This is a genomic window from Parageobacillus sp. KH3-4 (genome assembly GCF_022846435.1).
GTDB classification, from domain to species: domain Bacteria; phylum Bacillota; class Bacilli; order Bacillales; family Anoxybacillaceae; genus Parageobacillus; species Parageobacillus thermoglucosidasius_A.
The window spans coordinates 2,653,421-2,673,015 of sequence record NZ_AP025627.1 but is presented as its reverse complement, the minus strand read 5'-3'; the positions used below and the strand labels follow the sequence as shown (position 1 = coordinate 2,673,015).

The window sequence follows — 19,595 nt, the reverse complement described above, 5'->3', positions numbered from 1 at the left end:
AATGAAAGTCGTTTTTCAAACCGACGTTGGCAAAATTCGGGCTCACAACGAAGATAGCGGCGGAGTTTTTCAAAATAAAGACGGACATTATTTGGCGGTTGTCGCCGATGGAATGGGAGGGCATCGTGCCGGCGATGTCGCGAGTGAAATGACGATTTCGTATTTAAAAAAAGAATGGGAACAATCAGAGCACATCTCTTCTCCGGATATCGCAGAACAATGGTTGAAAGACCATGTCGCAGCCGTGAACCGGATTTTATTTGAGCATTCCTTGAATCATGCGGAATGCCAAGGAATGGGGACGACGATCGTCAGCGCGATTTGCACCGACCAGTTTGCGACGGTCGGGCATATTGGCGACAGCCGCTGCTACTTGTTAAATAAAAGCGGGTTTCAACAAATTACGGAAGATCATTCGCTTGTCAATGAATTAGTGAAAACTGGGCAAATTTCCAAAGAGGATGCAGAACACCATCCGCGTAAAAATATATTGCTGCGTGCGCTCGGCACAGAACAAGAAGTGAAATTGGATGTGAAAACGATCAGCATCGATGAGCATGATATGTTGCTTCTATGTTCGGACGGTTTATCCAACAAGGTATCGGAACAGATGATGATACATATTTTAACATCCGACGGCACGCTCGAGCACAAGGCGCAAACGTTAATTGACTTGGCGAATGAACATGGGGGAGAAGACAATATTACATTGGCGATTATCGATTTTTCATTGGAACGTGAAAGTAGGTGATCCGCATGCTCATCGGCAAACGGTTAAACGATCGCTATAAAATTATTCGTTTAATTGGCGGCGGAGGGATGGCAAACGTTTATTTGGCGAGAGATATCATTTTAGACCGCGACGTCGCCGTGAAAGTACTGCGCTTAGATTTTGCCAATGATGAACAGTTTATTAGACGATTTCGCCGTGAAGCGCAAGCGGCAACGAGCTTGAATCACGAGAATATCGTCACCATTTACGATGTTGGAGAAGATGAAGGCATTTATTATATTGTCATGGAGTATGTGTGTGGGTGTACATTAAAACAATATATTCACAAACATGCCCCCCTCCCGGTTCCAAAGGCGCTTCATATTATGGAACAATTGACATCCGCAATCGCGCACGCCCATGAAAACGGAATTATTCACCGCGATATTAAGCCGCAAAACATTTTAATGGACGAGCACGAAAATGTGAAAGTGACCGATTTCGGGATTGCTGTTGCCCTTAGCTCGACTACGATTACGCAAACCAATTCGGTTCTCGGTTCTGTTCATTATTTGTCGCCAGAACAAGGACGCGGCGGAATTGCGACAGAAAAGTCAGACATTTATTCTTTAGGAATTGTCATGTTTGAATTAGTAACGGGGCGGCTTCCTTTTTCCGGCGAGTCTGCCGTATCGATTGTACTCAAACATTTGCAAACGGAAACCCCTTCCCCCAAAGCGTGGAATCCTAGCATTCCGCAAAGCGTCGAGAACATTATCTTGAAAGCGACGGCGAAAGATCCGTTTTATCGTTACCGTTCGGTCAGGGAAATGAACGAGGATATTCACACGGCTTTAGATCCAGAACGTGTCAACGAACAAAAATTCGTGATTCCTGCTGATGACGAGGAGCCGACAAAGGCGATTCCCATTATCAAAGAAAATTATATTAGCGCCGGGAGCGAGCAGCAAACCATTGTTTACGAAGAAAAACAGGAAGAAGAGAAAGACGAAGCAAAACCGAAAAAAAAGCGAAAATGGATTGCTTGGCTTACCGCATTATTTTTGTTTCTAGTCGCGACCGGAGTGAGCGTGGTCACGTGGATTCCTGATTTGATTTTTCCAAAGGAAGTGACGATGCCGAATGTCATCAATAAGGATTATGACAAGGCGGTTGAACAGCTGTCGGCGCTGGGGTTAGAGATTAAAGACACCGTTGACGTCGAGAATGACAAAATCGCGGAAGGAAAAGTAGTGCGCACAAAACCAGAAGCGGGAATGACGGTAAAAAAAGGGTCGGCTGTGATTATTTATAAAAGCATCGGTAAAAAGAAAGTGGAGTTCGGCGATTTTATCGGCGAAGATATCGGAATGGCGGAAGAACAACTGAAAAACGAAAATTTTATGAAGATTACGCGCAATGAACGATACAGCGATAAGCCGCTTGGTACGATTATCGACCAATTTCCTTATGCAGGGGACGAAGTCGTTCCCGAAGAAACGGAAGTGATTTTCACTGTCAGTCTTGGTCCGGAAAAAATAACGCTAAAAGATTTGACCGGGTATACGGAAAAGAGCGTGCGTGATTATGCCAATGACCAGCAGCTGCATGTGAACATGCAATACGAATATTCCGATAATGTTCCGGAAGGGCTCGTTATTTCGCAGACGCCGAAAGCAAATGAAAAAGTGGACAGAGGAGATACGATTACGGTCATTATTTCGCGCGGCAGAGAGCCGCTCCCTACAAAGACGGTGATTAAAGATATTGAAATTCCGTATGAACCGGAAGAAGAAGGCCAAGTTGTTGAAGCACAATTATATATTCAAGATGCTAATCACAATATGACGACACCATATAAAACATACCGTTTGACTGAACCGACAAAAGAAACGGTGACGTTTGAAATCCCATATAAGGAAACGGCGTATTATCGCGTTATTGTAAACAATGTAGTAAAAGACGAGGGAACCATTCCATATCCAGACAATCATCAAAAGGAGTGAGGCTATGGCTGAAGGAAAGATTATTAAAGCGTTAAGCGGATTTTATTATGTGTTATCGGAAGGAAAGGTGTTTCAATGTCGGGGAAGAGGAGTATTTCGAAAGCAGAAAATTACTCCTCTCGTCGGCGATCATGTCGTGTTTCAGGCGACAGGCGAGACAGAAGGATATATCATGGAGATACGCGAACGAAAAAACTGGCTTATTCGTCCGCCAATCGCTAATGTAGAACAAGCGATTTTAGTGTTTTCGGCAGTGGAGCCGGATTTTAGCGCAAAGCTTCTCGACCGCTTTCTCGTTTTAGCCGAATCGAAACATATTCGTCCGGTTGTTGTTGTGAATAAAATGGATTTAGTCGACGATCAGACAAAACCAGCAATAGAACAATATATTCGCGACTATCAGCAAGTGGGCTATGATGTCATTGAAACGTCAACTGTCACAAAAATGGGAGTAGAACGGCTGCTTTCATATTTAGAAGGCCGCGTTTCCGTTTTTGCTGGGCAATCCGGCGTTGGAAAATCTTCGCTTTTAAATGTACTCCGCCCGGATTTGCAGCTAAAAACAAATGATGTTTCTACGCATTTAGGGCGCGGAAAACATACAACCCGTCATGTGGAATTGCTGGAAATTGGCGGTGGTCTCGTTGCCGATACGCCAGGGTTTAGTGCGCTAGAGTTGGATGAGTTGGAAATAGATGAGCTGCCGCTTTATTTTCCAGAGTTTCGCGAGCGAAGCGATGCGTGCAAATTTCGTGGTTGCTTGCATATTGCGGAGCCGAAATGCGCTGTGAGAGAAGCGGTCGAAGCGGGGGAAATCCCTTCTTATCGGTATGAGAATTACATCAGTTTTGTCGAAGAAATGAAAGAACGAAAGCCGAGGTATTGACTATGGTAAAAATTGCGCCATCGATTTTATCTGCAAATTTTGCACAGCTTGCCGAGGAAATCCGTGACGTGGAACGAGGCGGAGCCGATTACATTCATGTCGATGTGATGGATGGACACTTTGTTCCAAACATTACAATCGGTCCGCTAATTGTCGAAGCGATTCGTCCTGTGACAAAGCTGCCTTTAGACGTTCATTTAATGATTGAAGAGCCTGATCGCTACATTCCTGTTTTTGCAAAGGCAGGTGCGGATTATTTATCGGTCCATGTCGAAGCGTGTCCGCATTTACACCGCACGATTCATTTGATCAAAGAGCATGGGGTAAAGGCTGGGGTTGTCTTAAATCCACATACGCCGGTAGAAATGATTCAACACATGATCGATGACGTTGATTTAGTGTTATTGATGACAGTCAATCCAGGGTTCGGAGGACAAAAATTTATTCCATCTGTACTGCCAAAAATTAGGAAAGTCGCGCAATTAGTAAAAGAAAAAGGACGGTTTGTAGAAATTGAAGTGGATGGCGGGATCAATGCAGAAACAGCTCGCCTTTGCATCGAAGCGGGAGCAAACGTGCTTGTTGCTGGTTCCGCCATTTATAATGAACGCGACCGCGCTGCGGCGATTCGCGCCATTCGCGGCGAGGACTGAGCGGGAGGCAATTCAGCCTTCCGCTTTTATAAAATAAAATTCGGAAGGGAGAAATCGTATGTTTATTCATATTGTCGGCGGAGGACCGAATGAGCATCTTCCTTCTCTTTCTAGTTATGATGGGGAACATGTGCGATGGATCGGGGTAGACCGCGGGACAAAGACGCTGCTTGAGGCAGGGATCCGGCCGGTGAGGGCGTTTGGCGATTTCGACTCGTTGACGGCGGAAGAGATTGTATCATTGCAAAAAACGCTTGACCATCTTGACATATGGCCGGCGGAAAAAGACAAAACGGATATGGAGATTGCACTTGATTGGGCGGTGCAGCAAAAAGCAGAGAAAATCCGGATTTTCGGGGCAACCGGCGGCCGCTTGGATCATTTATTCGGCAATGTTCAATTGCTGATCAAACATGCAGAAAAGCCGATCGAGATGATAGACAAGCAAAATATTGTGACGATTCATCTTCCAGGCACGCACACCGTTTCTTATGATGAACGATACCGCTACGTTTCTTACCTTCCGATTTCCGATGATATTAAAGGAATGACGTTGAAAGGGTTTAAATATCCGCTAACAAATTGTCATATTTTTCGCGGGTCGACACTATGTATTAGTAATGAACTTATCCAAGCTTCCGGTACTTTTTCCTTTTCCAAAGGCATATTAATGATGATAAGAAGCAGCGATGCAGGTACGATTTAAAATGAAACGAATATACTGATAAAGAAGATGAGGCGAAGAGCGTTACGATGATGTGAGGAGGGAATCGGAATGAAATTTTATACCATTAAATTGCCGAAATTTCTCGGCGGGATTGTGCGTGCTATGCTAAATTCTTTTAAAAAAGGATAAGAAAAAAGCACCAAATTTGGTGCTTTTTTTATGATTAGCAAACCGTCATTACACACGTTGCACTTTTCCGGATTTTAACGCGCGGGCAGACACCCATACACGTTTTGGCTTACCGTCCACTAAAATACGAACTTTTTGCAGATTTGCTTTCCATGTGCGTTTATTGGCGTTCATCGCATGAGAACGTGAGTTGCCGAAAGATTTTTTCTTTCCTGTCACAAAGCATTTTGCCATCTTTTTTCCCTCCTTACTAGTACCGCTCCATGTAAGTCTAAAAAACACTATTATAATTTATCATACAAGCAGTGAAATTTCAATATATGATGTTTTATCTTTCAAGAAAATATCCTTGACATATATTTTTATTTTCGGCTAAATAATACTAGTGGGCGATGGGACAACTTTTAAAAAGGAAAATGTTATAGTACAATGGCTGTAGCTATGCGAACAATTCCGAAGGGGGAGCGAGCATGTCTATTGAATTGCAAACGAAATACGGGCGAATTGAAATTGCGAACGACGTCATTGCAATGATTGCGGGCGGTGCCGCGGTGGATTGTTACGGAATCGTCGGAATGGCGTCGAAAAACCAAATTAAAGATGGGATTTCGGAAATTTTGCGGAGAGAAAACTTTTCCAAAGGCGTGATTGTCCGCGAAGAAAACGGCGAAGTACATATCGATATGTACATTATCGTTAGCTATGGAACGAAAATTTCCGAAGTTGCCCATAACGTGCAAACAAAAGTGAAATATACGCTTGACCAAACGTTAGGTCTTTCTGTACAGTCGATTAATATTTACGTTCAAGGGGTTCGCGTGACGAATCCGTAGTAAGGAGGAGTTAGTCGGTGACAATTAGGACACTTGACGGAAGACGTTTTGCCGAAATGGTCTTCCAAGGAGCAGCGCATTTATCCAACAATGCTAAAGCTGTCGACGCGCTGAACGTCTTTCCGGTCCCGGATGGCGATACAGGCACAAATATGAATTTGTCCATGACTTCTGGAGCGAAGGAAGTAAAAGACAACATTTCCGATCATATTGGGAAAGTCAGCAGCGCATTGGCAAAAGGATTGTTGATGGGGGCGCGCGGAAATTCAGGAGTGATTTTATCGCAATTGTTCCGTGGTTTTGCGAAAGCGATTGAAACGAAACAAGAAATTAATAGTGTCGAATTTGCCGCTGCGCTTGAAGCAGGAGTCGCCACCGCTTATAAAGCAGTCATGAAGCCGGTGGAAGGCACGATATTAACCGTAGCGAAAGACGCGGCGAAACGGGCCGTGGAAGTCGCAAAAAAAGAACGAGATATTGTTGTCGTGATGGAAGAAGTGGTTAAAGAAGCAAAGGCATCTTTGCAACGCACCCCCAAATTATTGCCGGTGTTAAAAGAAGTCGGTGTTGTGGATAGCGGCGGTCAAGGTCTTGTCTACGTATATGAAGGTTTTTTGAGCGGATTGAAAGGAGAAAGCGTCGCTGATCGGAAGCCGGCGGAAGTTTCCATGCAAGAATTAATCAAGGCTGAACACCATAAAAGTGCACAAAGCCACATTCATACCGACGACATCGAGTTTGGTTACTGTACCGAATTTATGGTGCGGTTTGAACGCGATAAACTAGAAAAGCATCCGTTCTCCGAAGAAGCGTTTCGCCAAGATTTAAGCCGATTCGGCGATTCGCTGTTAGTGATTGCCGATGATGAGCTTGTAAAAGTGCATATACACTCGGAGCAGCCTGGAGAAGTATTGACGTACGGGCAAAAATACGGGAGTTTAATCAACATTAAAATCGAAAATATGCGCGAACAACACGCAAACATTGTGAATAAAGAGGACAATGCCGCTGTGAGAGCGGCAAACGCCAAACAAAAAGAAAAATACGGGATTGTGGCAATCGCGATGGGAGCTGGCGTTGCCGAACTGTTAAAAAGCATCGGCGCGCACGTCGTGATTGAAGGCGGCCAAACGATGAACCCTAGCACGGAAGATATCGTAAAGGCGATTGAAAGCATTAACGCCGAAACGGTATTCGTGTTGCCGAACAATAAAAACATTATTATGACTGCGCAACAAGCTGCCTCTGTCGTCAGCCAAAAAGTGATCGTCATTCCAGCGAAGACTGTCCCGCAAGGAATGTCGGCGTTGTTAGCGTTTAACCCGTCACTTTCTGAAGAACAAAACGAAAAAGCAATGACCGTTGCCTTGTCTCGCGTCAAAACCGGGCAAGTTACGTTTGCTGTACGCGACACAACGATCGACGGGGTAGAAATTAAAAAAAATGACTACATGGGGCTTGCCGATAATAAAATCGTCGCGGCCGAAAAGGATAAGCTTTCGGTAACAAAGCAATTGCTTCATTCGTTAATTGACGAAGACAGCGAAATCGTCACAATGATATATGGAAAAGAAGCGACAGAAGAGGAAGTGGAAGAAATCGTTTCTTATATTGAGGAAACGTATTCGGATGTGGAAGTGGAAGTACACAATGGCAAACAGCCGCTATATCCTTTTATCTTTTCTGTTGAATGAATATGTTAGAATAGTAGAAGGGGGCTCCCCCTTCTATTTTATTGTATGTCAAAGACAAGAGAAACATGAAATAGAAAAGCGCTTTTGCGATAATGGCGCATCTGGCGCCAAGCGGCCAGCGGCATATTGGCGCTTTCTTTCATGAAAAATCGGATCATTGAAACGAAAAGAAACTGCACAAGGAGGGTTAGCAGCAAACGCCATTCGGCGTTTCAGCTAATAGCCGTGAATCGTGAGTTGCAACAACCCGTTACAGCAATAAAGGGAATTGGCGAAGAAACGAGCGAAGCGCTCCGGGAAATGGGGATTACAACAATTGAGGAATTGCTCATGCATATTCCTTATCGCTATGAAGATTATGAGGTAAAAGATTTGGCGGAAGTGAAACATGACGAAAAAGTAACGGTCGAAGGGAAGGTTTATAGCGAGCCTTCTCTTACATATTATGCGAAGAAAAGATCACGCCTAACGTTTCGCTTGCTTGTCGGGCGGTATTTAATTACCGTCGTTTGTTTCAACCGTCCTTATTTGAAGCAAAAATTGTCCATTAACGATACGGTTACGGTCATCGGAAAATGGGACCGGCGCCGCCAAACGATTACAGCAAATGAATTGAAATTAGGAGCGCTGCCGCAAAGGCGCGAGTTGGAACCGGTTTATTCCGTTCGCGGCTCTGTCACTGTGAAAGGAATGCGGCGTTTTATCCAGTTGGCTTTAACGCAATACGGTGAAGCAATTATCGATCCGCTTCCGCTATCGATGCGGCGAACGTACCGGCTTATTTCGAAGCAAGAAGCGATTCGGGCAATCCATTTCCCGCGTTCCCACGAGGAATTGAAACAGGCGAGACGCCGGCTTGTATACGAGGAATTTTTGCTTTTCCAATTAAAAGTTCATGCGCTTCGCAAGGTGCAGAGAGAGCATTCGAAAGGAATCGCCCACTCGTTTTCGACGGAAAAATTGCATGATTTTATCGGGCGGCTGCCATTTCCGCTAACAACAGCGCAGCAACGCGTCGTTCGCGAAATATTAACGGATATGCAATCGCCGTACCGCATGAACCGTCTTCTTCAAGGAGATGTTGGTTCGGGGAAAACGGTCGTTGCCGCGATTGTCTTATATGCCGCTGTTTTGTCCGGTTATCAAGGGGCGCTCATGGTGCCGACGGAAATTTTAGCGGAGCAGCACGCACAGTCATTGCAAACATTATTCGCGTCGACCGATGTAACAGTAGCGTTGTTAACCAGCTCTGTGAAAGGAAAGAAAAGAAAAGAGATTTTAGAACAGCTTGCTTGCGGAACGATTGATATTGTTGTTGGAACGCACGCGCTTATTCAGGAAGAAGTAAATTTTAAAAAGCTAGGCTTAGTGATTACAGACGAACAACATCGCTTTGGAGTGGAACAGCGCCGGATTTTGCGCGAAAAAGGGCAAGCGCCTGACGTACTGATGATGACGGCGACGCCGATTCCGAGAACGCTTGCGATTACCGCGTTCGGCGAAATGGATGTATCAGTAATCGATGAAATGCCGGCTGGAAGAAAAAAGGTGCAGACGTATTGGGTAAAGCATCATATGTTTGAACGCGTCCTTGACTTTATGGAAAAAGAAATTCAAAAAGGACGGCAAGCATATGTCATATGCCCGCTTATTGAGGAATCGGAAAAATTGGATGTGCAAAATGCGATTGATGTCCACAGCATGCTGACTCATTATTACAGAGGAAAATACAACATCGGGCTGATGCACGGGCGGCTTTCTTCAGAGGAAAAAGAAGAAGTGATGAAGGCGTTCAGCGAAAATCGTGTGCAGGTGTTAGTTTCGACTACGGTCGTCGAAGTCGGCGTCAATGTGCCGAACGCCACGGTTATGGTGATTTACGATGCGGAGCGGTTTGGGCTGGCGCAGCTACATCAATTGCGCGGACGGGTCGGCCGCGGCGATGAGCAGTCGTATTGTATTTTAATCGCCGATCCAAAATCGGAAACAGGGAAAGAGCGCATGCGCATTATGACGGAAACAACGGACGGATTCGTACTTTCCGAAAAAGATTTGCAATTGCGTGGCCCGGGTGATTTTTTTGGTACAAAGCAAAGCGGCATGCCTGAATTTAAATTTGGAGACGTCGTACATGATTATCGCATCTTGGAAGTAGCGCGCAACGATGCGGCGAAGTTGGTCCAGTCTACCGCTTTTTGGCGCGATGAGTCGTATCAATGGTTGCGCCTTTATTTGCAGGAGTCCGGTGTACTAGATGGAGAAAAATTAGACTGATGGACCTTTGTTTTTTTGCTTGCAATCTTTTTTTTGAGATTATATACTACTGTTAGTACCTAGTCATAAAAACGGACGGTGTAAGAAACATGCGGAAAAGCAAACGCGAAAGACAAAGGCTTTTGCAAGAGACGATTCAAAAAAATCCGTTCATTACCGACGAAGAATTGGCAGAAAAATTTTCTGTCAGCGTTCAAACGATCCGCTTAGACCGCTTAGAGTTGTCAATACCTGAACTGCGCGAGCGAATTAAACATGTCGCACAACAGTCGCTGGCGGATAAAGTAAGAGCGCTTCCGATTGAGGAAGTGATCGGGGAAATTATTGATATCGAGCCAGACCATAGCGCCATTTCTATTTTCGATGTGAGAGCGGAACACGTGTTTAAACGGAACCGCATTGCGCGTGGCCACCATTTGTTCGCCCAAGCCAATTCGCTTGCCGTCGCTGTCATTAACGACGAACTTGCGCTGACAGCGAAAGCGAACATTCGCTTTACAAGACAAGTGAAAGAAAACGAGCGCGTAGTGGCGAAAGCGAAAGTGATCGGCGAAAACGAGAACGGACGGACGATTGTCGAAGTAAACAGCTACGTCGGACAAGAGCTTGTCTTTTCTGGAACGTTTGAAATGTATCGATCAAATAACGAAAAAAAGGATGGAGACAGCGATGAAAATAGCCATTGATGCGATGGGCGGCGACCATGCGCCAAAAGAAATCGTCCTTGGCGCCATAAAAGCTGCCCGGCACTTCTCAGATATACATATTACTCTATTAGGAGACGAAAGCAAAATTCGTCCATACCTTTCATCGGAAGATCGCATCACTGTTATTCATACCGACGAAGTAATCGAAGCAACAGATGAACCAGTGCGGGCGGTGAGAAGGAAAAAGCGTTCGTCCATGGTACTAATGGCTGAAGAAGTGAAAGAAGGCCGCGCTGATGCTTGCATATCGGCGGGAAATACAGGCGCGCTGATGGCGGCAGGGTTATTTGTCGTCGGACGGATTGCTGGGATCGATCGGCCGGCATTGGCGCCGACGCTTCCGACGGTTGGCGGCGAAGGATTTTTATTTTTGGACGTCGGCGCAAACGTTGATGCCCGGCCGGAACATTTGTTGCAATACGCTTTAATGGGTGCGGTGTACGCGGAAAAAGTGCGCGGAATTTCACAGCCGCGCGTCGGCCTGTTAAATGTCGGAACGGAAGACCAAAAGGGGAATGATGTAGCAAAGCGGACTTTCCAACTTTTAAAAGAGACGAACCTCCATTTTATCGGTAACGTGGAAGCGCGCGATTTATTACAAGGTGTCGCCGATGTCGTTGTTACAGATGGATTTACTGGAAACGTCGCGCTAAAAACGATTGAAGGCACGGCCATGTCCGTTTTTTCGATGTTGAAAAAAACGTTAACAAGCAGTTTTTCAAGCAAATTAGCGGCAGCCATGTTGAAACCGAAATTAATCAATTTGAAAAAAACGATGGATTACACCGAATACGGAGGAGCAGCACTGTTCGGATTAAACGCGCCTGTCATAAAAGCGCACGGTTCGTCTGATGCGAATGCGATCTTTCACGCCGTCCGTCAGGCGCGGGAAATGGTAATGAACGATATCATCACTACCATAAAAGAGGCGCTTGAACAAAATCATTCATAAAGGAAGGGAAACGTATGGGGAAAATCGCCTTTATTTTTCCAGGACAAGGATCGCAAACGGTAGGGATGGGAAAAGACATCGCGCAAAGCGACGCCAATATTGCTGCGGTGTTTCAGTCCGCGGACGAGCGCCTTGGTTTTGCGCTTTCCTCACTGATTTTCGAAGGACCGCAAGAAACGCTGACATTAACGTACAACGCACAGCCCGCTTTATTGACGACAAGCGTTGCGCTTCTTCAAAAAGTAAAAGAAGCCGGGATTACGGCTGATTACGTCGCCGGCCATAGTCTAGGAGAATATACGGCGCTTGTGGCTGCGGGAGCGCTTTCGTTTACCGATGCAGTATATGCGGTAAGGAAGCGCGGAGAGTTTATGGAAAAAGCGGTGCCAGCGGGAGAAGGAACGATGGCGGCTGTGTTAGGGATGGATGCGGCTGCGCTTGAAGCCGTCACGAAAGAAATTTCCGAACAAGGCGATCCTGTGCAGCTGGCGAATTTAAACTGCCCAGGGCAAATCGTTATTTCCGGTTCCAAAGCAGGAGTGGAAAAGGCAGGAAAACTTGCGAAAGAGCGCGGAGCAAAACGGGTGATTCCGCTTGAGGTGAGCGGTCCGTTTCACTCTTCGCTAATGAAACCGGCAGCAAGCCATTTGCAAGATGTGCTCAACACGATTACGATTTGCGACGCGGAAATCCCTGTCGTTGCCAACGTCACTGCACAGCCGGTTGTAAAAAAAGAAGAGATTTTGCGCCTATTGATCGAGCAATTATATTCTCCTGTCCGCTGGGAGCAGTCGGTAGAAACAATGATCCATTTAGGAGTAGATACATTTGTTGAAATTGGTCCGGGAAAAGTGTTGTCAGGACTTGTGAAAAAAATTAGCCGCAGCGTTCGTGTATACGCAGTGAACGATCTTGCGTCTTTGCAAGCGACCGTTGCGGCCTTGAAAGGAGAATAAACGATGTTGCAAGGGAAAGTCGCGCTTGTCACGGGAGCGTCGCGCGGCATCGGCCGGGCGATTGCGTTGGAACTGGCGCGCCAAGGAGCAAAAATAGCGGTCAATTACGCCGGCAGCGAAGCGAAGGCGAACGAAGTTGTCGAAGAAATTAAAAACATGGGCGGAGAAGCATTCGCTATTCAGGCGGACGTATCCGATGCCCAAGCCGTTGATCGGATGGTTAAAACGGTATTAGAACGATTTGGACGCATCGACATTTTAGTCAACAACGCCGGCATTACCCGCGACAATTTATTAATGCGCATGAAAGAAGAAGAATGGGATGATGTGATTAACATTAATTTAAAAGGGGTGTTTAACTGCACGAAAGCAGTGACGCGCCCGATGATGAAACAACGGTACGGCCGCATCGTGAACATCGCTTCCATCGTCGGCGTCATGGGAAATCCGGGGCAAGCAAACTATGTCGCCGCGAAAGCCGGCGTCATTGGTTTGACAAAAACGGCGGCTCGGGAGCTGGCAAGCCGCAACATTACCGTCAATGCGGTTGCCCCTGGATTTATTACGACCGATATGACCGAGCGCCTTAACGAAGAAATAAAGGCGGAAATGTTAAAGCAAATTCCGCTTGCCCGCTTTGGTGAACCGGAAGATGTCGCAAAAGTCGTTGCCTTCCTCGCATCGGATGCGGCCAGCTATATGACGGGGCAAACGCTTCATGTTGACGGTGGAATGGTCATGTAAAATAGGTTTTTGAAATAGCCGCTAGTATTTTCTAGTCGAATCTACTATAATCATGAAGGGAGGTGAATGCGATGGCAGACGTATTAGAGCGTGTGACGAAAATCATCGTCGACCGTTTAGGTGTCGAAGAATCCCAAGTAACATTGGATGCTTCTTTCAAAGATGATCTAGGTGCCGATTCTCTAGATATCGTAGAGCTTGTGATGGAATTGGAAGATGAATTCAATATGGAAATTTCGGATGAAGAGGCTGAAAAAATTGTCACAGTAGGAGACGCTGTGAACTACATAAAAAGCCACATGTAATATCGTACTAGAAAAGTCCCGTTCAAAAACGGGGCTTTCTATGCTTTTTATCGGTGTAACGCATGGATGAACGGATATAATAGTATAGAAGCATTGCTTCTTGCATATATTTCGCGTGGATGAAGTCGGAGGGCCTTATATATGTCGAAACAAAAAGATAAGGAACGTATCAATGAAAAAAGGCGTGCCAAATTTAAGGAATTGCAAAACAAAATCGGCATTTTTTTTACGAATGAAAAGCTTCTCATTCAAGCTTTTACCCATTCATCGTATGTGAATGAGCATCGGAGACGGCCGCATGAAGACAATGAACGGCTTGAATTTTTGGGCGACGCGGTGCTTGAACTTACCGTTTCGCAATATTTGTTTAAAAAATTCCCCCATATGAGTGAAGGCGAATTGACGAAACTGCGCGCGGCAATCGTATGTGAACCATCGCTTGTGAAGTTTGCCAACGCCTTATCATTTGGTGAACTCGTGCTTTTAGGAAAAGGGGAAGAGTTGACAGGGGGGAGAACAAGACCAGCGCTGCTGGCTGACGTATTCGAAGCGTTCATCGGCGCGCTTTACTTAGATCAAGGAATGGATGCGGTCATGCAATTTTTGGGACAAACGATTTTTCCAAAAATTGATGAAGGTGCTTTTTCTCATGTGATGGATTTTAAAAGCCAATTGCAAGAACTTGTTCAACGCGACGGAATCGGCGTGCTGGAATATAGCATTTTAGAGGAGAAGGGGCCGGCGCACAATAAAGAATTTGTCTCGCGCGTTTCGTTAAATGGGCAAGAACTCGGCATTGGTGTCGGAAAATCAAAAAAAGAGGCGGAGCAACACGCGGCGCAAATGGCATTGCAAAAGCTAAAAACGGCGGTGAAAGAATAAGGGGCTGGCTCTCTGAATAATAGTCAGCCCTTCTTTCGGCTTTTATGCTATAGTGATGGTACAGGTACAACAATAGGAAGATTGTGAGGCGGGGTACGAATGTTCCTCAAACGGTTGGATATTATCGGATTTAAATCGTTTGCTGATCGGGTATCTATTGAATTTGTTCCCGGGGTGACGGCGGTCGTCGGTCCGAATGGGAGCGGAAAAAGCAATATTACTGACGCGATTCGCTGGGTGCTTGGCGAGCAGTCGGCGAAATCGCTGCGCGGCGCAAAAATGGAAGATATTATTTTTGCCGGCAGTGATTCTCGCAAACCGCTGAATGTCGCAGAAGTGACGATCACCCTCGATAACGAAGATCAATTTTTGCCGCTCGATTATCAGGAAGTCAGCATTACGCGGCGTGTTTACCGCTCGGGAGAAAGCGAATTTTTCATCAATAAACAGCCGTGCCGCTTAAAAGATATTGTTGATTTGCTCATGGATTCCGGCCTCGGAAAAGAAGCGTTTTCCATTATTGGACAAGGGCGCGTCGAAGAAATTTTAAGCAGCAAACCGGAAGAAAGACGCACCATTTTTGAAGAGGCAGCTGGTGTGTTAAAGTATAAAATCCGCAAGAAAAAAGCGGAAAATAAGCTTGCTGAAACGCAAGAGAATTTGCACCGCGTGAGCGACATTTTACATGAGCTGGAGCAGCAGCTGGAGCCGCTGAAGATGCAAGCATCGATCGCAAAAGAATATTTGGAAAAGCGCGATGAACTGGAAAGATTTGAAGTAGCGCTGATGGTGCATGACATTGAACAATTGCATCAGCAATGGACGTCGTTAAAGCAACTGCTCGTGCAGCATCAAAACGATGAAATACAGCTTTCCGCTGCATTGCAAAAAGAGGAAGCAGAAATCGAACAGCTGCGCGACCATATTGCGGCGCTGGATGAGTCGATTGATGGCCTTCAGCAAGTGCTGCTCGTTGCGAGCGAAGAGCTGGAAAAGCTCGAAGGACGAAAAGAAGTATTAAAAGAACGAAAGAAAAACGCCGCTCAATATAAAAAGCAGCTCGAAGATACGATCACGTCTCTTTCCGAAAAAAAAGAACGCCTTGAGCTCATGTTAAAGCGTGAAAAAGAACAGCTTGCTCAATTGAAGAAGGCCGTTTCTACTATTCAAGCGGAACTAAAAGAGAAACAAGCTTCCCTTTCTGCCTACGACGCAAATGTTGAAGAGAAAATCGAGCAGTTAAAAAGCGATTATATCGAACTAGTTCACGAACAAGCTTCGTTAAAAAACGAACGCTCCCATTTGCGAGCGATGCTAGAGAAGTTGCAGGCAAAACAAAGTGCGCTTGCCGAGGAAAACCGCAAATATTTGGATGAGCGCAAATATCTTAAAGAGCAATACACAAAACTAGATGAGAAGCGTCAACAAATGGAAAAAGCGCTGCAGCAAAAGGAAACGCTTTTGCAGCAAAAAACCAATGAACTTGCGGCGATGAAAGCCGATTTGGAAAAGAAAGAATCGCTGCTTTATCAAGCGTACCAATATTTGCAGCAAACGAAATCGCGCAAGGAAATGCTTGAAGAAATGCAGCAAGACTATGCGGGGTTTTTCCAAGGAGTAAAAGAAATATTAAAAGCACGCGCGCAGTTTCCGGGCATTCATGGGGCCATCGTCGAATTGATTCAAGTGCCTGACCATTACGAAACGGCGTTGGAAATCGCGCTTGGCGGCGCGATGCAGCACATCGTTGTAGAAAATGAGGAAGTAGCGCGAGAAGCGATCCGTTACTTAAAAGCGCATGCGTACGGCCGCGCCACCTTTTTGCCGCTGAATGTCATGCAGCCGAAAGTGATTTCTCCCGAACAATTTGCTCTTGTTAAAGGCCATCCGGCATTTGTCGGAATTGCCAGTGAGCTGATTCAATATGACAGTACCTACCGTTCGGTGATTGCCCATTTGCTTGGAAACGTGATTATCACGACCGATTTAAAAGGGGCGAATGAACTGGCGCGCTTGCTGCATTATCGCTACCGGCTTGTAACGCTTGACGGCGACGTCGTTAGCCCGGGCGGCGCGATGACCGGCGGTGGAATCGCAAAGAAAACGAATTCGCTGTTAAGCAGAAGCCGCGAATTAGAAACGATTACGGAAAAGCTCCGTGAAATGGAACAGAAAACGGAGCGGCTTGAACGTTTTGTGCAAACGAAAAAGAAGGAGATCCAAAAGGGAGAAGCGGCATCGCTTGCGCTGCGCCAGCAAATAGAGAAGGAGCGTTTTGCCCTGCAAGAAGTAAAAAGCGAATTGCGCGAAGTGCAATTGCAAGAACAAAATATGAACGAACGTTTAGCGCTTTATGATCATGAAAAATCGCACGACGAACAAGAAGCAAAGCAAATGAAAGAAAAACTAACGGTAATTGAAGAACAGCTTCGCGGCTTAGACGAAAAATTGCGGGAAATTGACCGGACGATTGAAACGCTGCAAGCGCAAAAGCAGACGGAGCAGACGTCCAAAGAAGCGCTGCAAACTGCGATGACCGAACAAAAAATTATCCTTGCCGAGACAAAGCAGCGCTTAAACAACGCGCAAGAAAAAGTAGAGCAGCTCAATGCTGAGCGTGCGGATACAGAAAGACAGCTGCAGACAGCCAAACAGGAACTCGCCGCTCTGATCGAAGAAATGAACGCTAGCCATTCTGGAGAAGAAGAATTAGAGAAGACGCGGCAAAAAAAAGCGCAAGACAAACAAAAAACGATTGAGCTGATTGCCAGCCGCCGTGAACAGCGCTTGCAATATCAGGCGAAGCTCGAGCATTTGGAACGGGAATGGAAAGAGAAAAAGCGGCAGCATAAACAGCTTGCCGATATCGTGAAAGATGAAGAAGTAAAACTGAACCGCCTTGACGTCGAACTAGAAAACTTGCTGAACCGTCTTCGCGAAGAATATACGCTTTCGTTTGAAGCGGCGAAAAAAGCGTATCCGTTAACGGTCGATGTACAAGAAGCACGAAAAAAAGTGAAGCTCATTAAACGGGAAATCGATGAGCTTGGGACGGTAAACTTGGGCGCAATCGACGAATATGAACGGGTATTGGAGAGATATCAATTTTTAACGGAGCAAAAAGCGGATCTTCAGCAGGCAAAAGAAACGCTTCATCAAGTGATTGATGAGATGGACCAAGAAATGAAAAAACGGTTTTTATCGACGTTTGAACATATTCGTTCCCACTTTCGCGATGTGTTCCGCCAGCTGTTCGGCGGTGGAAGCGCTGATTTGCGCCTGACGAACCCGTCCGATTTGCTCGAAACGGGCATTGAAATCGTCGCTCAGCCGCCGGGGAAAAAACTGCAACAGCTAAGTTTGCTTTCCGGCGGGGAACGGGCGTTAACGGCAATTGCGCTATTGTTCGCGATTTTAAAAGTGCGCCCTGTTCCGTTTTGTGTGCTTGATGAGGTGGAAGCGGCGCTGGATGAAGCGAACGTGCACCGCTATGCCCAATATTTGAAGCAATTCAGCGACCAGACGCAATTTATCGTCATCACCCATCGAAAAGGAACGATGGAAGAAGCGGACGTGCTATATGGCGTCACGATGCAGGAATCGGGCGTATCAAAACTCGTTTCCGTGCGCTTGGAAGATTCAAAGCAACTCGTAAAGTCGTAATGGAGAAAGGATGGCGTCGATATGAGCTTTTTCAAAAAGCTGAAAGAAAAAATTACAAAACAAACGGATTCGGTTACGGAAAAATTTAAGCAAGGGCTTGCGAAAACACGCGATTCGTTCGCCGGACGCGTCAATGATTTAATCGCCCGCTATCGAAAAGTCGATGAGGAATTTTTTGAAGAACTTGAAGAAATTTTGATTGGCGCCGATGTCGGCGTGACTACCGTCATGGAGCTCGTTGATGAGCTGAAAATGGAAGTGAAACGCCGCAACATTCAAGACCCGCAAGAAATGCAAGCCGTCATTTCCGAAAAGCTTGTGGAGATTTACCGCGGCGATGATGACAAGCCGGCCGAATTAAATATCCAAGAAAACGGCTTAACCGTTATTTTGTTTGTCGGTGTGAACGGAGTCGGAAAAACGACGACGATCGGCAAGCTTGCTCATAAGCTGAAGTCGGAAGGAAAGACGGTGATGTTAGCGGCAGGAGACACGTTCCGCGCTGGGGCGATTGAACAGCTGGAAGTATGGGGAGAGCGCGTCGGTGCGGAAGTCATTAAACAAACGGCTGGTTCCGACCCAGCGGCGGTGATATATGACGCGATCCAAGCGGCAAAAGCGCGCGGTGTCGACGTGCTTTTGTGCGATACGGCAGGACGCTTGCAAAATAAAGTCAATTTGATGAAAGAGCTCGAAAAAGTAAAACGCGTTATTGAGCGGGAAATTCCGGGTGCGCCGCATGAAGTGCTGCTTGTGCTTGATGCGACAACAGGGCAAAACGCGATGAGCCAAGCGAAAACGTTTAAAGAAGTGACAAACGTTACCGGCATTGTATTGACGAAGCTCGATGGCACAGCGAAAGGTGGAATCGTGCTGGCGATCCGCAACGAGCTTCATATCCCGGTGAAATTTGTTGGGCTTGGCGAAAAAGTGGACGACTTGCAGCCGTTCGATCCGGAGCAATACGTATACGGTCTGTTTGCCGATTTATTGGAAGAGAAAAACGAGAAGTAAAATCGGGTAGTAGACAACTACCCGATTTTTTGTAAAGATAAAATCTTGACATCGATAATAAAAAAGGATACACTAATCATCTGTAAAGGTGTTTCACTTAACAAGAGAGGAGGGAGTTTCATGCTTGAAAAAACGATGAGAATGAACTATTTGTACGATTTTTATCAAGCGCTGCTGACGCCAAAACAGCGCAGCTATATGTCGCTTTATTATTTAGACGATTACTCCCTCGGCGAAATTGCACAGCAGTATGAAGTCAGCCGTCAGGCTGTTTATGATAATATAAAGCGAACTGAGGCGATGCTGGAGGAATATGAAAAAAAATTATCGCTCTTTCAGAAGTTTCAAAAGCGAAAACAGCTGTTGAACGAACTGAAAGATTATATTTTTCAAAAATATGGAAACGATCAGCAGCTTTTTCATATTATTGAAGAGCTAGAAGAATTGGAATAAGGAGG

General features: G+C 45.8%; 19 protein-coding genes. 18 read left to right on the top strand and 1 reads right to left on the bottom strand.

The features are described from left to right. Nucleotide 1 precedes the first annotated feature (1 nt). The 6 genes from MWM02_RS13450 to spoVM all read left to right on the top strand — a co-directional run bounded on the left by MWM02_RS13450 (nt 2) and on the right by spoVM (nt 5,113). Nucleotides 2-751: a Stp1/IreP family PP2C-type Ser/Thr phosphatase gene (locus MWM02_RS13450; protein ID WP_064551074.1), complete on the top strand. Its 750-nt coding sequence runs from the start codon at nt 2-4 to the stop codon at nt 749-751. A gap of 5 nt (nt 752-756) precedes the next feature. Then, the gene (pknB, locus tag MWM02_RS13445; RefSeq protein ID WP_244402219.1) at nt 757-2,718 is read left to right on the top strand and encodes a Stk1 family PASTA domain-containing Ser/Thr kinase; all 1,962 of its coding nucleotides are present in this window, start codon (nt 757-759) and stop codon (nt 2,716-2,718) included. A 4-nt stretch (nt 2,719-2,722) separates the two neighbouring features. After that, complete coding sequence (rsgA, locus tag MWM02_RS13440; RefSeq protein WP_064551072.1) at nt 2,723-3,604, top strand: ribosome small subunit-dependent GTPase A; 882 nt, start codon at nt 2,723-2,725, stop codon at nt 3,602-3,604. Between the two features lie 2 nt (nt 3,605-3,606). Next, the gene (rpe, locus tag MWM02_RS13435) at nt 3,607-4,257 is read left to right on the top strand and encodes a ribulose-phosphate 3-epimerase (protein ID WP_244402218.1); all 651 of its coding nucleotides are present in this window, start codon (nt 3,607-3,609) and stop codon (nt 4,255-4,257) included. A gap of 58 nt (nt 4,258-4,315) precedes the next feature. Continuing rightward, on the top strand, nt 4,316-4,963 hold the full coding sequence (locus tag MWM02_RS13430; RefSeq protein ID WP_064551070.1) for a thiamine diphosphokinase: 648 nt from the start codon (nt 4,316-4,318) through the stop codon (nt 4,961-4,963). A gap of 69 nt (nt 4,964-5,032) precedes the next feature. Beyond that, nucleotides 5,033-5,113 (top strand): stage V sporulation protein SpoVM, encoded by an 81-nt coding sequence (spoVM, locus tag MWM02_RS13425; RefSeq protein ID WP_003394991.1) that lies wholly within the window; start codon nt 5,033-5,035, stop codon nt 5,111-5,113. Nucleotides 5,114-5,161: 48 nt separating this feature from the next. Here spoVM and rpmB read toward each other — a convergent pair whose 3' ends face one another. Then, on the bottom strand, nt 5,162-5,347 hold the full coding sequence (rpmB, locus tag MWM02_RS13420; RefSeq protein ID WP_043904077.1) for a 50S ribosomal protein L28: 186 nt from the start codon (nt 5,345-5,347) through the stop codon (nt 5,162-5,164). A gap of 236 nt (nt 5,348-5,583) precedes the next feature. Here rpmB and MWM02_RS13415 point away from each other — a divergent pair, with 236 nt between their 5' ends. From MWM02_RS13415 to MWM02_RS13360, 12 genes are all read left to right on the top strand, one after another. Continuing rightward, complete coding sequence (locus MWM02_RS13415; RefSeq protein ID WP_064551069.1) at nt 5,584-5,946, top strand: Asp23/Gls24 family envelope stress response protein; 363 nt, start codon at nt 5,584-5,586, stop codon at nt 5,944-5,946. A gap of 17 nt (nt 5,947-5,963) precedes the next feature. Further along, nucleotides 5,964-7,640 carry a DAK2 domain-containing protein gene (locus tag MWM02_RS13410; protein ID WP_064551068.1) on the top strand — a complete coding sequence of 559 codons (1,677 nt, stop codon included), beginning with the start codon at nt 5,964-5,966 and terminating at the stop codon, nt 7,638-7,640. Nucleotides 7,641-7,781: 141 nt separating this feature from the next. Then, the gene (gene recG, locus MWM02_RS13405; protein WP_256462185.1) at nt 7,782-9,914 is read left to right on the top strand and encodes an ATP-dependent DNA helicase RecG; all 2,133 of its coding nucleotides are present in this window, start codon (nt 7,782-7,784) and stop codon (nt 9,912-9,914) included. Nucleotides 9,915-10,003: 89 nt separating this feature from the next. Continuing rightward, complete coding sequence (gene fapR, locus MWM02_RS13400) at nt 10,004-10,600, top strand: transcription factor FapR (RefSeq protein WP_064551067.1); 597 nt, start codon at nt 10,004-10,006, stop codon at nt 10,598-10,600. Next, nucleotides 10,584-11,573: a phosphate acyltransferase PlsX gene (gene plsX / locus MWM02_RS13395; RefSeq protein ID WP_064551066.1), complete on the top strand. Its 990-nt coding sequence runs from the start codon at nt 10,584-10,586 to the stop codon at nt 11,571-11,573. Before fapR ends, plsX begins: the two co-directional genes overlap by 17 nt. 14 nt (nt 11,574-11,587) lie before the next feature. Next, entirely contained in the window at nt 11,588-12,529 is a 942-nt protein-coding gene (gene fabD, locus MWM02_RS13390) for an ACP S-malonyltransferase (RefSeq protein ID WP_244402217.1), read from the top strand. Nucleotides 12,530-12,532: 3 nt separating this feature from the next. Next, nucleotides 12,533-13,273: a 3-oxoacyl-[acyl-carrier-protein] reductase gene (gene fabG, locus MWM02_RS13385; RefSeq protein ID WP_064551064.1), complete on the top strand. Its 741-nt coding sequence runs from the start codon at nt 12,533-12,535 to the stop codon at nt 13,271-13,273. A gap of 71 nt (nt 13,274-13,344) precedes the next feature. After that, nucleotides 13,345-13,578, top strand: coding sequence for an acyl carrier protein (locus MWM02_RS13380; RefSeq protein ID WP_003251806.1), 234 nt, complete (start codon nt 13,345-13,347; stop codon nt 13,576-13,578). A gap of 141 nt (nt 13,579-13,719) precedes the next feature. Then, complete coding sequence (gene rnc, locus MWM02_RS13375) at nt 13,720-14,460, top strand: ribonuclease III (RefSeq protein WP_244402216.1); 741 nt, start codon at nt 13,720-13,722, stop codon at nt 14,458-14,460. Nucleotides 14,461-14,559: 99 nt separating this feature from the next. Next, on the top strand, nt 14,560-18,123 hold the full coding sequence (smc, locus tag MWM02_RS13370; protein ID WP_244402215.1) for a chromosome segregation protein SMC: 3,564 nt from the start codon (nt 14,560-14,562) through the stop codon (nt 18,121-18,123). 21 nt (nt 18,124-18,144) lie between these two features. Then, complete coding sequence (gene ftsY, locus MWM02_RS13365) at nt 18,145-19,137, top strand: signal recognition particle-docking protein FtsY (RefSeq protein WP_244402214.1); 993 nt, start codon at nt 18,145-18,147, stop codon at nt 19,135-19,137. Nucleotides 19,138-19,257: 120 nt separating this feature from the next. Next, nucleotides 19,258-19,590 (top strand): putative DNA-binding protein, encoded by a 333-nt coding sequence (locus MWM02_RS13360; protein ID WP_064551060.1) that lies wholly within the window; start codon nt 19,258-19,260, stop codon nt 19,588-19,590. Nucleotides 19,591-19,595 lie beyond the last annotated feature (5 nt).